Below are 12,625 nucleotides of genomic sequence, written 5' to 3'. Positions count from 1 at the left end.
ACTCCCCCCCCCCACCCCCCCCACCCCCCCCCCCCCCCCCCCCCCCCCCCCCCCCCCCCCCCCCCCCCCCCCCCCCCCCCCCCCCCGGTACGTTTCTGCTTTCCGTCCGGCCCGGCTCGCGGAGCGCCGCGGGCTCAGCCCTCCTCGTGGGAGGCCACCGCGCGCCGCGCGTCCGCGTCCAGGACGCCCCAGCTGATCAGCTGCTCGGTGAGGACCGAGGGCGACTGGTCGTAGATGACGGCGAGGGTGCGCAGGTCGTCCTGGCGGATCGAGAGCACCTTGCCGTTGTAGTCGCCGCGCTGGGACTGGATCGTCGCCGCGTAGCGCTGCAGCGGGCCCGCCTTCTCGGCCGGCACCGTGGCCAGCCGCTCCAGGTCCAGGACCAGTTTCGGCGGCGGCTCGGCGGCGCCCCCCGGGGTGGTGCCCGGCAGCAGCTCCTGCACCGGAACGCCGTAGAAGTCCGCCAGCTCCGCGAGGCGCTGCACGGTCACGGCGCGGTCCCCGCGCTCGTACGAACCGACCACGACCGCCTTCCAGCGTCCCTGGGACTTCTCCTCGACACCGTGGAGGGAAAGGCCCTGCTGGGTGCGGATCGCCCGGAGCTTGGCCCCGAGCTGTTTGGCGTATTCGCTGGACATATGGCTCCCCGGCACTGTGTCGACGCGACTGGTTCGGTTTTCCGAGCCGCGCGGCTGGTAACTCACTGTGAGGTTACGCAGCGTTACTCTCGTGCGTCAAGCCGAACGGTCCACGCCGACTCTTCCGTGCTATCGGAGATCGGCTGCGCCATCGGGGTGATCTCGGGGTGGTCGGGCGTGTCGCCGCGACCTGATACCGTAGGCGACGCAATTCCGACGTCCTTTAAGGTCCGTCCCGTGAGGCGGAGAAGGAGGTCCGCTTCCCATGGACACGCAGTCCGATGCGCGGCCCGTTCTCGAGGGCCCCGACATCGCGCGGGTGCTGACCCGCATCGCCCACGAGATCGTCGAGCGCGCCAAGGGCGCCGACGACGTGGTGCTCCTCGGCATCCCGACCCGAGGCGTCTTCCTCGCCCAGCGGCTCGCCGCCAAGCTCGAGCAGATCACCGAGCGCAAGGTCCCGGTCGGCTCGCTGGACATCACCATGTACCGCGACGACCTGCGCATGCACCCGCCGCGCGCGCTGGCCCGCACCGAGATCCCCGGTGACGGCATCGACGGCCGGCTGGTCGTGCTCGTCGACGACGTCCTCTTCTCCGGCCGCACCATCCGCGCCGCCCTGGACGCGCTGAACGACATCGGGCGCCCCCGCGCGGTGCAGCTCGCCGTCCTCGTCGACCGCGGCCACCGCGAACTGCCCATCCGCGCCGACTACGTCGGCAAGAACCTCCCCACGTCGTTGCGGGAGACGGTCAAGGTCCTGCTCACCGAGGAGGACGGCCGCGACACCGTCCTGCTCGGCGCGAAGCGGACCGCTCAGTAGCACATCGGGCGCGCGCCGACGCCGCGCGCCGGCCCGGCATGCCCCGCGCGTGCCCGGCTGCCCGATCTCGCCTCGTCGAACTGCCTTACGGAGCCTGACAGATGCAGCGCCATCTCATCTCGGCCGCCGACCTCACCCGCGACGACGCCGTCCTGATCCTCGACACCGCCGAGGAGATGGCCCGGGTCGCCGACCGGCCGATCAAGAAACTGCCGACCCTGCGCGGCCGGACCGTCGTCAACCTCTTCTTCGAGGACTCGACGCGGACCCGGATCTCCTTCGAGGCCGCCGAGAAGCGGCTGTCCGCGGACGTCATCAACTTCACCGCCAAGGGCTCCAGCGTCTCCAAGGGCGAGTCGCTCAAGGACACCGCCCAGACCCTGGAGGCCATGGGGGTCGACGCCGTGGTCATCCGGCACGGCGCCTCCGGAGCCCCCTACCGCCTGGCCAACTCGGGCTGGATCGACGCCTCCGTCATCAACGCCGGCGACGGCACCCACCAGCACCCCACCCAGGCCCTGCTCGACGCCTTCACCATGCGGCGCCGGCTCGTCGGCCGGGACGCCGGGCTCGGCCGGGACCTCTCCGGCCGCCGCGTCACGATCGTCGGCGACGTCCTGCACAGCCGGGTCGCCCGCTCCAACGTCGACCTGCTGCACACCCTCGGCGCCGAGGTGACCCTCGTCGCCCCGCCGACCCTGCTGCCGGTCGGCGTCGGGTCCTGGCCCTGCGAGGTCTCCTACGACCTCGACGGCGCCCTGCCCAAGTCCGACGCCGTGATGATGCTGCGGGTCCAGCGCGAGCGGATGAACGCCGCGTTCTTCCCCACCGAGCGCGAGTACGCACGGCGTTACGGCCTCGACGGCGACCGCATGGCGCGGATGCCCGAGCACGCCCTGGTGATGCACCCCGGCCCGATGGTGCGCGGCATGGAGATCACCGCCGAGGTCGCCGACTCCGACCGCTGCACCGCCGTCGAGCAGGTCACCAACGGGGTCTCCATCCGGATGGCCGTCCTCTACCTGCTCCTGGGCGGCGCCGTGGTCGACTCCCGGAACGTGCCCGCCGTCACCCGCCCCCACACCACCGAGGAGAAGTAAGACAGATGAGCAAGATCCTGATCCGCGGTGCGAAGGTGCTCGGCGGCGACCCGCAGGACGTCCTGATCGACGGCGGGACCATCGCCGAGGTGGGCACCGGACTGGGTGCCGAGGGCGCCGAGGTCGTCGAGGCCGCCGGCAAGGTGCTGCTGCCGGGCCTGGTCGACCTGCACACCCATCTGCGCGAGCCCGGCCGCGAGGACTCCGAGACGGTGCTGACCGGCACCCGCGCGGCGGCGAGCGGCGGCTACACGGCCGTGTTCGCCATGGCCAACACCTTCCCGGTGGCCGACACCGCCGGCGTGGTCGAGCAGGTCTGGCGGCTCGGCAGGGAGCACGGCTACTGCGACGTGCGGCCCGTCGGCGCCGTCACCGTCGGCCTGGAGGGGCACAAGCTCGCCGAGCTGGGCGCCATGCACGAGTCGGCCGCCGGCGTCACCGTCTTCTCCGACGACGGCAAGTGCGTCCACGACGCGGTGATCATGCGCCGCGCCCTGGAGTACGTGAAGGCCTTCGACGGGGTCGTCGCCCAGCACGCGCAGGAGCCGCGGCTGACCGAGGGCGCCCAGATGAACGAGGGCGTCGTCTCCGCCGAGCTGGGGCTCGGGGGCTGGCCGGCCGTCGCCGAGGAGTCGGTCATCGCCCGGGACGTGCTGCTCGCCGACCACGTCGGCTCCCGCGTCCACATCTGCCACCTCTCCACGGCGGGCAGCGTCGAGATCGTCCGCTGGGCCAAGTCCCGCGGCATCCGGGTCACCGCCGAGGTCACCCCGCACCACCTGCTCCTCACCGACGAACTGGTGCGCACGTACGACCCGGTCTACAAGGTCAACCCGCCGCTGCGCACCGAGCGGGACGTCCACGCGCTGCGCGAGGCGCTCGCCGACGGCACGATCGACATCGTCGCCACCGACCACGCCCCGCACCCGCACGAGGACAAGGACTGCGAGTGGGCCGCCGCCGCCATGGGCATGGTCGGCCTGGAGACCGCGCTGTCGGTGGTCCAGGAGACCATGGTCGACACGGGGCTGCTGGACTGGGCCGGCGTCGCCGACCGCATGTCCTTCACCCCCGCGCGCATCGGACGGGCCGAGGGCCACGGCCGTCCCGTCTCGCCAGGCGAGCCCGCCAACCTCACCCTCGTCGACACGGCATACCGTGGTCCCGTGGACCCCGCGGGCTTCGCCTCGCGCAGCCGCAACACCCCGTACGAGGGCCGTGAGCTGCCGGGCCGTGTCACGCACACCTGGCTCCGGGGCAAGGCCACACTCGTCGACGGGAAGCTCACGTGACACCTGTACTCCTGCTGGCCGCCGAGAAGGAATCGGCGGAAGTGACCGACTGGGCCGCCCGGATCGGCTGGATCGTCGGACTCGCCCTCTTCGTCGCGCTCGTCTACTGGCTGATGCGCGAGGGCTGGAAGTGGCGCGGCACCCTCCAGGGCGACCTCCCGGAGCTGCACACCGCGCCGGAGGACCCCGGCCCGGCGAGGCTGACCATGAGCGGCCGCTACCACGGCTCCACCACCGCCGGCCAGTGGCTCGACCGCATCGTGGCGCACGGCCTGGGCACCCGCAGCCGGGCCGAGCTGACGCTCACCGACGCCGGACTGGACGTCGTGCGGCCCGGAGCGGAGGACTTCTTCGTCCCGGCCGGCGCGCTGCGCGGGGCCCGGCTCGACAAGGGCATCGCCGGCAAGGTCCTCACCGAGGGCGGCCTGCTGGTCGTCACCTGGGCGCACGGCGACCGGCTGGTCGACTCCGGCTTCCGCTCGGACCGCGCGGCCGAGCACAACGAGTGGGTCGACACCCTCAACCACATGATCTCCAAGACGGAAGGCGCACGATGACAACCTCCACCAGGGGAGCCGCCAGGGTTCCCGCCGTACTCGTCCTGGAGGACGGCCGGATCTTCCGCGGCCGTGCCTACGGGGCGGTGGGGGAGACCTTCGGCGAAGCGGTGTTCTCCACCGGCATGACCGGCTACCAGGAGACCCTCACCGACCCGTCGTACCACCGCCAGGTCGTGGTGATGACCGCCCCGCACGTCGGCAACACGGGCGTCAACGACGACGACCCCGAGTCGCAGCGGATCTGGGTCGCGGGCTACGTCGTGCGCGACCCCGCACGGGTCCCCTCCAACTGGCGCTCCCGCCGTCCCCTGGACGAGGAACTCGCCGCGCAGGGCGTCGTCGGCATCAGCGGCATCGACACCCGCGCGCTCACCCGGCACCTGCGCGAGCGGGGCGCCATGCGGGTCGGTATCTTCAGCGGCGACGCCGTGCGGGACGACGCCGCACTGCTGGCGAGCGTGCGGGACGTCCCCCCGATGGAGGGCGCCGACCTCGCCTCCGAGGTCGCCACCACCGAGGCGTACGTCGTCCCCGCGGCCGGCGAGAAGAGGTTCACCGTCGCCGCGATCGACCTCGGCATCAAGGGCATGACCGCGCAGCGCATGACCCAGCGCGGCATCGAGGTGCACATCCTGCCCCCGACCGCCACCGCCGACGACGTCTACGCCGTCGCTCCCGACGGCGTGTTCTTCTCCAACGGCCCCGGCGACCCCGCCACCGCCGACCACGCCGTCGCCGTGATGCGGGACGTCCTGGAGCGCGGCACCCCGCTGTTCGGCATCTGCTTCGGCAACCAGATCCTCGGCCGCGCCCTCGGCTTCGGCACCTACAAGCTGAAGTACGGCCACCGCGGCATCAACCAGCCGGTCCAGGACCGTGCGACCGGCAGGGTCGAGGTCACCTCGCACAACCACGGCTTCGCCGTCGACGCCCCGCTCGACCGGGTCTCCGACACCCCGTTCGGCCGCGCCGAGGTCTCCCACGTGTGCCTGAACGACAACGTGGTGGAGGGCCTCAGGCTGCTCGACAAGCCGGCCTTCAGCGTCCAGTACCACCCCGAAGCGGCAGCGGGCCCGCACGACGCCGCCCACCTGTTCGACCGCTTCGTCTCCCTGATGGAGGGCCAGCGTGCCTAAGCGCACCGATATCCAGTCCGTCCTGGTCATCGGCTCCGGCCCGATCGTCATCGGCCAGGCCGCCGAGTTCGACTACTCCGGCACCCAGGCGTGCCGCGTGCTCAAGGCCGAGGGCCTGCGCGTCGTCCTGGTGAACTCCAACCCGGCGACGATCATGACCGACCCGGAGATCGCCGACGCCACCTACGTCGAGCCGATCACCCCCGAGTTCGTCGAGAAGATCATCGCCAAGGAGCGGCCGGACGCCCTGCTGCCCACCCTGGGCGGCCAGACGGCGCTCAACACCGCGATCTCCCTGCACGAGAACGGCGTCCTCGACAAGTACGGCGTCGAGCTGATCGGCGCCAACGTCGAGGCCATCCACAAGGGCGAGGACCGCGACCAGTTCAAGGAGGTCGTCGAGGAGGTCCGCAAGAAGATCGGACAGGGCGAGTCCGCCCGCTCGGTGATCTGCCACTCCATGGACGAGGTCCTGGCCGGCGTCGAGGAGCTCGGCGGCTACCCGGTCGTCGTCCGCCCGTCCTTCACCATGGGCGGCGCCGGCTCCGGCTTCGCGCACGACGAGGACGAGCTGCGCCGCATCGCCGGCCAGGGCCTGGCCCTCTCGCCGACCACCGAGGTGCTCCTGGAGGAGTCCATCCTCGGCTGGAAGGAGTACGAGCTGGAGCTGATGCGCGACAAGCACGACAACGTCGTGGTCGTCTGCTCCATCGAGAACTTCGACCCCATGGGCGTGCACACCGGCGACTCCATCACCGTCGCCCCGGCGATGACGCTCACCGACCGCGAGTACCAGACCCTGCGGGACATCGGCATCGCGGTCATCCGCGAGGTCGGCGTCGACACCGGCGGCTGCAACATCCAGTTCGCGGTGAACCCCGCCGACGGCCGCGTCATCGTCATCGAGATGAACCCCCGGGTGTCGCGCTCCTCGGCGCTGGCCTCCAAGGCGACCGGTTTCCCGATCGCCAAGATCGCCGCCAAGCTCGCCGTCGGCTACACCCTCGACGAGATCCCGAACGACATCACGCAGGAGACCCCGGCGTCCTTCGAGCCGACCCTGGACTACGTGGTCGTCAAGGCGCCCCGGTTCGCCTTCGAGAAGTTCCCGAGCGCCGACTCCACCCTCACCACCACCATGAAGTCGGTCGGCGAGGCCATGGCGATCGGCCGCAACTTCACCGAGGCCCTCCAGAAGGCGCTGCGCTCGCTGGAGAAGAAGGGCAGCCGGTTCACGTTCGTCGGCGAGCCCGGCGACAAGGCCGAGCTGCTGCGCGAGGCCGTCCGCCCGACCGACGGCCGGATCAACGCCGTCATGCAGGCCATCCGCGCGGGCGCCACCCCCGAGGAGGTCTTCGAGGCCACGAGGATCGACCCCTGGTTCGTCGACCAGCTCTTCCTCATCAAGGAGATCGCCGACGAGCTGTCCGCGGCGCCCGAGCTGACGCGCGACCTGCTCGCCGAGGCCAAGCGGCACGGCTTCTCCGACCAGCAGATCGGCGAGATCCGCGGGCTGCGCGAGGACGTCGTGCGCGAGGTCCGCCAGGTGCTCGGCATCCGCCCGGTCTACAAGACGGTCGACACCTGCGCCGCCGAGTTCTCCGCGCGGACCCCGTACTTCTACTCCTCCTACGACGAGGAGACCGAGGTCGCCCCGCGCGAGAAGCCGGCCGTCATCATCCTGGGCTCCGGCCCGAACCGCATCGGCCAGGGCGTCGAGTTCGACTACTCCTGCGTCCACGCCTCCTTCGCGCTGCACGACGCCGGGTACGAGACCGTGATGGTCAACTGCAACCCGGAGACCGTCTCCACCGACTACGACACCTCCGACCGGCTGTACTTCGAGCCGCTCACGCTGGAGGACGTGCTGGAGATCGTCCACGCCGAGCAGCAGGCCGGGCCGGTCGCGGGCGTCGTCGTCCAGCTCGGCGGACAGACCCCGCTCGGCCTGGCGCAGGCGCTGAAGGACAACGGCGTGCCGATCGTCGGCACCTCCCCGGAGGCCATCCACGCCGCCGAGGACCGCGGCGCCTTCGGCCGGGTCCTCCAGGAGGCCGGCCTGCCGGCGCCCAAGCACGGCACCGCCACCACCTTCGCCGAGGCCAAGGCCATCGCCGACGAGATCGGCTACCCGGTCCTCGTGAGGCCGTCCTACGTGCTCGGCGGACGCGGCATGGAGATCGTCTACGAGGAGGCCCGGCTGGAGGCGTACATCGCCGAGTCGACCGAGATCGGCCCCTCGCGGCCGGTGCTCGTGGACCGCTTCCTCGACGACGCCATAGAGATCGACGTCGACGCGCTGTACGACGGCGAGGAGCTGTACCTCGGCGGCGTCATGGAGCACATCGAGGAAGCCGGCATCCACTCCGGCGACTCCGCGTGCGCCCTGCCCCCGATCACCCTCGGCGGCCACGACATCAAGCGCCTGCGCGCCTCCACGGAGGCCATCGCGCGCGGGGTCGGGGTGCGCGGCCTGATCAACATCCAGTTCGCGCTGTCCGGGGACATCCTCTACGTCCTGGAGGCCAACCCGCGCGCCTCGCGCACCGTCCCCTTCACCTCGAAGGCGACCGCGGTGCCGCTGGCCAAGGCCGCCGCCCGCATCTCGCTGGGCGCCACCGTCGCCGAGCTGCGCGCCGAGGGCCTGCTCCCGGCGCACGGCGACGGCGGCGACATGCCGCTGGACGCGCCGATCTCCGTCAAGGAGGCGGTGCTGCCCTGGTCCCGCTTCCGCGACATCCACGGCCGCGGCGTCGACACGGTCCTCGGCCCGGAGATGCGCTCCACCGGCGAGGTCATGGGCATCGACTCCGTCTTCGGCACGGCGTACGCCAAGTCGCAGGCGGGCGCCTACGGCCCGCTGCCCACCAAGGGACGCGCGTTCATCTCGGTCGCCAACCGCGACAAGCGCTCGATGATCTTCCCGGCGCGCGAGCTGGCGGCCCACGGCTTCGAGCTGCTCGCCACCTCCGGCACCGCCGAGGTCCTCAAGCGCAACGGGATCAACGCCACCGTGGTGCGCAAGCACTTCGAGGGCACCGGCCCGAACGGCGAGAAGACCATCGTCCAGCTCATCCACGACGGCGAGGTCGACCTCATCGTCAACACCCCGTACGGAACCGGCGGCCGCCTCGACGGCTACGACATCCGCACGGCGGCCGTGGCGCGGTCCGTGCCGTGCCTGACGACGGTCCAGGCGCTCGCCGCCGCGGTCCAGGGCATCGACGCCCTGGGCCGGGGGGACGTGAGCGTCCGCTCGCTCCAGGAACACGCGCAGCACCTGACCGCGGCCCGCGACTAGCGGCCCCGAGGGGGACACCGGAAACGGTGTCCCCCTCTTCATGAGGCTCTTGATGAGGCTCTTCACGAGGACAGGCATGTACAAGTACTTCTTCCACCTGGTGTTCACCCGGCTGGATCCGGAGCGGGCCCACCACCTGGCCTTCCGCTGGATCCGCCTGGTCGCTCGGATCCCCGTGCTGCGCACCTTCGCCGCCGCCGTGCTCGCGCCCCGCCACCGGGAACTGCGCACCGAGGCCCTGGGACTGCGCCTGCACAGCCCCTTCGGGCTCGCGGCCGGCTTCGACAAGAACGCCGTCGGCATCGACGGCCTGGCGATGCTCGGCTTCGACCACGTCGAGATCGGCACCGTGACCGGGGAACCGCAGCCCGGCAACCCGAAGAAGCGGCTGTTCCGGCTGGTCGGCGACCGCGCCCTGATCAACCGCATGGGCTTCAACAACGACGGCTCGCTGGCCGTCGCCGCGCGCCTGGCCTCCCGCACGCCCGTCTTCCGGACGGCCGTCGGCGTCAACATCGGCAAGACCAAGGCCGTACCGGAGTCCGAGGCCGTCGGGGACTACGTGAAGTCGGCCGAGCGGCTGGCGCCCCACGCCGACTACCTGGTGGTCAACGTCTCCTCCCCGAACACGCCCGGCCTGCGCGACCTCCAGGCCGTCGACCACCTGCGCCCGCTGCTGACCGCCGTCCGCGAGGCCGCCGACCGGGCCGTCCCGGCCCGCCGGGTGCCGCTGCTGGTGAAGATCGCGCCGGACCTCGCCGACGAGGACGTCGACGCCGTCGCCGACCTGGCCGTCGAACTCGGCCTGGACGGGATCATCGCCACCAACACCACCGTCGCGCGCGAGGGACTCGGCCTGACGTCCGGGCCCGCCGCGACCGGGGAGGCCGGCGGGCTGTCCGGCGCCCCGCTGAAGGCGCGCTCCCTCGAGGTCCTGCGCCGCCTCTACGCGCGCGTGGGCGACCGGATCACCCTGGTCGGCGTCGGCGGCGTCGAGAACGCCGAGGACGCCTGGCAGCGCATCCTGGCCGGCGCCACGCTGGTCCAGGGTTACAGCGCCTTCGTCTACGAGGGGCCCTTCTGGGCCCGCGGCATCCACAAGGGGCTCGCCGCGCGCCTGCGCACCAGCCCGTACGCCACGCTCGCCGACGCGGTGGGCGCCGGTACGAGGACCACGGGGACCACGGAGACCACAGGGACCACAGGGACCGCGGGGACCACGAGGACGGAGACGACGGCATGAGCGGACTCGCACCCTTCGGCGCGCGGCTGCGCCGGGCCATGGACGAGCGCGGCCCGCTGTGCGTGGGCATCGACCCGCACGCCTCCCTGCTCACCGAGTGGGGCCTGGACGACGACGTCACGGGCCTGGAGCGGTTCAGCCGCACGGTCGTCGAGGCCCTCGCCGGCCGGGTCGCCGTGCTCAAGCCGCAGAGCGCCTTCTTCGAGCGTTTCGGCTCGCGCGGCGTCGCCGTCCTGGAGCGGACGGTCCGGGAGGCGCGCGCGGCCGGGTCGCTGGTCGTCATGGACGCCAAGCGCGGCGACATCGGCTCCACCATGGCCGCCTACGCCGAGTCCTTCCTGCGCCCGGACGCGCCCCTGTTCTCCGACGCGCTCACCGTCTCGCCGTACCTCGGCTACGGCTCGCTGAGCCCGGCCGTCGCGCTGGCCCGGGAGAGCGGCACGGGACTGTTCGTGCTGGCGCTGACCTCCAACCCGGAGGGCGGCGAGGTGCAGCACGCGGTGCGCGCCGACGGGCGCACCGTCGGGGCGACGATGCTCGGGCACCTGGCCCTGGAGAACGCCGGTGAGGAGCCGCTCGGGTCCTTCGGCGCGGTGGTCGGGGCGACGCTCGGCGACCTGTCCTCGTACGACCTGGACATGGGCGGCCCGATCCTCGCGCCCGGCATCGGCGCCCAGGGGGCCACGGCGGCCGATCTCCCGGCCGTCTTCGGGCGCGCGGTGCGCCACGTCGTGCCGAACGTGAGCCGGGGTGTGCTGCGTCACGGTCCCGACGTCGTCGCGCTGCGTGACGCGGCGGACCGCTTCGCGGAGGAGATCCGGGCCGCCGTGACGGCCGTCTGAGCCGGTCGGCGGAGGAATCCGTGCCTCCCCGACCCTGGATACATCCTCAAATCAGGGGCAATATGTCTTAAATGTCCAGCCTGACGGAGGCTGACCAGGACTTTTCCGCTGTTCTCGCTGACTCAGACGGAGTTGGCCGCTAGTCTCCGACGAGTGGAGCACCTCCCACGCCCTCGCGGCAGTGGGGGAGAACGGGCAGGCGTGTTGCTCGTGGCTCCCCAGGTGTGGGGCGACTAGGTTCCTCACCGGTCCGTATCCGACAGTTCGACATCCGAGGTGACGTAGGCGTGGCTCTTCCGCCCCTTACCCCTGAACAGCGCGCAGCCGCGCTCGAAAAGGCCGCCGCGGCTCGCCGGGAGCGGGCCGAGGTCAAGAATCGACTCAAGCACTCCGGCGCCTCCCTTCACGAGGTCATCAAGCAGGGCCAGGAGAACGACGTCATCGGCAAGATGAAGGTCTCCGCCCTGCTCGAGTCCCTGCCGGGCGTGGGCAAGGTCCGCGCCAAGCAGATCATGGAGCGACTGGGCATCTCCGAGAGCCGCCGCGTGCGCGGGCTCGGGTCCAACCAGATCGCCTCGCTGGAGCGCGAGTTCGGCAGCACCGGTTCCTGAACCCCGGGCGGTCCGGGACCGGCGTCCCGGGCGCCCCGGGATTGCTGGAATAATCGCTGCATGACTGAACGTCCGCGGCTGACCGTGCTCTCCGGCCCCTCCGGGGTCGGCAAGAGCACGGTCGTCGCCCATATGCGCAAGGAACACCCCGAGGTCTGGCTCTCCGTGTCGGCAACGACGCGGAGGCCCCGTCCGGGCGAGCAGCACGGAGTCCACTACTTCTTCGTCACCGACGAGGAGATGGACAAGCTGATCGCCAACGGCGAGCTGCTGGAGTGGGCCGAGTTCGCCGGCAACCGCTACGGCACGCCCCGGGCGGCGGTGCTGGAGCACCTGGAGGCGGGCGTGCCCGTGCTGCTGGAGATCGACCTCCAGGGAGCGCGGCAGGTCCGCGAGTCCATGGCCGACGCCCAGCTGGTGTTCCTGGCTCCCCCCTCCTGGGAGGAGCTCGTGCGCAGGCTCACGGGTCGCGGCACCGAGCCGCCCGAGGTGATCGAGCGCCGGCTGCAGGCCGCGAAGACCGAGCTCGCGGCCGAGCCGGAGTTCGACACGACCCTGGTCAACACCTCCGTCGAGGGCGTGGCCCGCGAGCTGATAGCCTTGATGAACGTCGTGTGACCGTTGCCGACCGTCCGGCGGGACCGTCCACCGGGACCGATCAGCGGGACCGGTCGGTGGTCGCACGGACTGCATCTTTCCCATCCATCGGAAGGTAGAGCGTGTCCTCTTCCATCTCCGCGCCCGAGGGCATCATCAACCCGCCGATCGACGAGCTCCTCGAGGCCACGGACTCGAAGTACAGCCTCGTGATCTACGCGGCCAAGCGGGCCCGCCAGATCAACGCGTACTACTCGCAGCTCGGCGAGGGCCTCCTCGAGTACGTCGGTCCCCTCGTCGACACCCACGTCCACGAGAAGCCGCTCTCGATCGCCCTGCGCGAGATCAACGCGGGACTGCTGACCTCCGAGGCCGTCGAAGGCCCCGGTCAGTAAGCGTCGGTCACCGGTCGGCGCGTCGTACCGTCCGATCGCGGCCGACTTCTCCACAGGCCCGGCAGCACGTCTGCCGGGCCTGTGGTG

The 12,625-nt window shown here is 71.6% G+C and carries 12 protein-coding genes; 11 read left to right on the top strand and 1 reads right to left on the bottom strand.

What is annotated here, in order from left to right; genetic code table 11:
• Positions 1–134: 134 nt before the first annotated feature.
• Positions 135–638, bottom strand: coding sequence for a transcriptional regulator BldD (bldD, locus tag ACZ56B_RS25690; protein WP_030166512.1), 504 nt, complete (start codon positions 636–638; stop codon positions 135–137).
• 265 nt (positions 639–903) lie between these two features.
• Between bldD and pyrR the strand changes: the two genes are divergently transcribed.
• The 11 genes from pyrR to rpoZ all read left to right on the top strand — a co-directional run bounded on the left by pyrR (position 904) and on the right by rpoZ (position 12,538).
• The gene (pyrR, locus tag ACZ56B_RS25685; RefSeq protein WP_468795180.1) at positions 904–1,461 is read left to right on the top strand and encodes a bifunctional pyr operon transcriptional regulator/uracil phosphoribosyltransferase PyrR; all 558 of its coding nucleotides are present in this window, start codon (positions 904–906) and stop codon (positions 1,459–1,461) included.
• Between the two features lie 101 nt (positions 1,462–1,562).
• Positions 1,563–2,561 (top strand): aspartate carbamoyltransferase catalytic subunit, encoded by a 999-nt coding sequence (locus tag ACZ56B_RS25680; protein ID WP_468795177.1) that lies wholly within the window; start codon positions 1,563–1,565, stop codon positions 2,559–2,561.
• 5 nt (positions 2,562–2,566) lie between these two features.
• Complete coding sequence (locus ACZ56B_RS25675) at positions 2,567–3,853, top strand: dihydroorotase (RefSeq protein ID WP_468795175.1); 1,287 nt, start codon at positions 2,567–2,569, stop codon at positions 3,851–3,853.
• Positions 3,850–4,410, top strand: a complete 561-nt coding sequence (locus ACZ56B_RS25670; protein ID WP_468795172.1) for a PH-like domain-containing protein — start codon at positions 3,850–3,852, stop codon at positions 4,408–4,410. Before ACZ56B_RS25675 ends, ACZ56B_RS25670 begins: the two co-directional genes overlap by 4 nt.
• Positions 4,407–5,549, top strand: a complete 1,143-nt coding sequence (gene carA, locus ACZ56B_RS25665) for a glutamine-hydrolyzing carbamoyl-phosphate synthase small subunit (protein WP_468795169.1) — start codon at positions 4,407–4,409, stop codon at positions 5,547–5,549. The genes ACZ56B_RS25670 and carA overlap by 4 nt, the downstream gene beginning before the upstream one ends.
• Complete coding sequence (gene carB / locus ACZ56B_RS25660; protein ID WP_468795166.1) at positions 5,542–8,850, top strand: carbamoyl-phosphate synthase large subunit; 3,309 nt, start codon at positions 5,542–5,544, stop codon at positions 8,848–8,850. Before carA ends, carB begins: the two co-directional genes overlap by 8 nt.
• A 76-nt stretch (positions 8,851–8,926) precedes the next feature.
• Positions 8,927–10,093 carry a quinone-dependent dihydroorotate dehydrogenase gene (locus tag ACZ56B_RS25655; RefSeq protein ID WP_468795192.1) on the top strand — a complete coding sequence of 389 codons (1,167 nt, stop codon included), beginning with the start codon at positions 8,927–8,929 and terminating at the stop codon, positions 10,091–10,093.
• Positions 10,090–10,935, top strand: coding sequence for an orotidine-5'-phosphate decarboxylase (pyrF, locus tag ACZ56B_RS25650; protein ID WP_468795163.1), 846 nt, complete (start codon positions 10,090–10,092; stop codon positions 10,933–10,935). Before ACZ56B_RS25655 ends, pyrF begins: the two co-directional genes overlap by 4 nt.
• A 287-nt stretch (positions 10,936–11,222) precedes the next feature.
• The gene (locus tag ACZ56B_RS25645; protein WP_003977346.1) at positions 11,223–11,546 is read left to right on the top strand and encodes an integration host factor; all 324 of its coding nucleotides are present in this window, start codon (positions 11,223–11,225) and stop codon (positions 11,544–11,546) included.
• Positions 11,547–11,606: 60 nt separating this feature from the next.
• The gene (gmk, locus tag ACZ56B_RS25640) at positions 11,607–12,164 is read left to right on the top strand and encodes a guanylate kinase (RefSeq protein ID WP_468795160.1); all 558 of its coding nucleotides are present in this window, start codon (positions 11,607–11,609) and stop codon (positions 12,162–12,164) included.
• A gap of 101 nt (positions 12,165–12,265) precedes the next feature.
• The gene (gene rpoZ, locus ACZ56B_RS25635) at positions 12,266–12,538 is read left to right on the top strand and encodes a DNA-directed RNA polymerase subunit omega (RefSeq protein WP_004933985.1); all 273 of its coding nucleotides are present in this window, start codon (positions 12,266–12,268) and stop codon (positions 12,536–12,538) included.
• The last annotated feature ends 87 nt before the right edge of the window (positions 12,539–12,625 follow it).

It is taken from the genome of Streptomyces sp. NPDC034670 (assembly GCF_055574875.1).
This window is presented reverse-complemented; position numbering and strand designations above follow the sequence as displayed.

Coding starts and splice junctions, on each gene's coding strand:
- bldD (WP_030166512.1), bottom strand. CDS start 638: ATGTCCAGCGAATACGCCAAACAGCTCGGGGCCAAGCTCCGGGCGATC.
- pyrR (WP_468795180.1), top strand. CDS start 904: ATGGACACGCAGTCCGATGCGCGGCCCGTTCTCGAGGGCCCCGACATC.
- ACZ56B_RS25680 (WP_468795177.1), top strand. CDS start 1,563: ATGCAGCGCCATCTCATCTCGGCCGCCGACCTCACCCGCGACGACGCC.
- ACZ56B_RS25675 (WP_468795175.1), top strand. CDS start 2,567: ATGAGCAAGATCCTGATCCGCGGTGCGAAGGTGCTCGGCGGCGACCCG.
- carA (WP_468795169.1), top strand. CDS start 4,407: ATGACAACCTCCACCAGGGGAGCCGCCAGGGTTCCCGCCGTACTCGTC.
- ACZ56B_RS25655 (WP_468795192.1), top strand. CDS start 8,927: ATGTACAAGTACTTCTTCCACCTGGTGTTCACCCGGCTGGATCCGGAG.
- pyrF (WP_468795163.1), top strand. CDS start 10,090: ATGAGCGGACTCGCACCCTTCGGCGCGCGGCTGCGCCGGGCCATGGAC.
- gmk (WP_468795160.1), top strand. CDS start 11,607: ATGACTGAACGTCCGCGGCTGACCGTGCTCTCCGGCCCCTCCGGGGTC.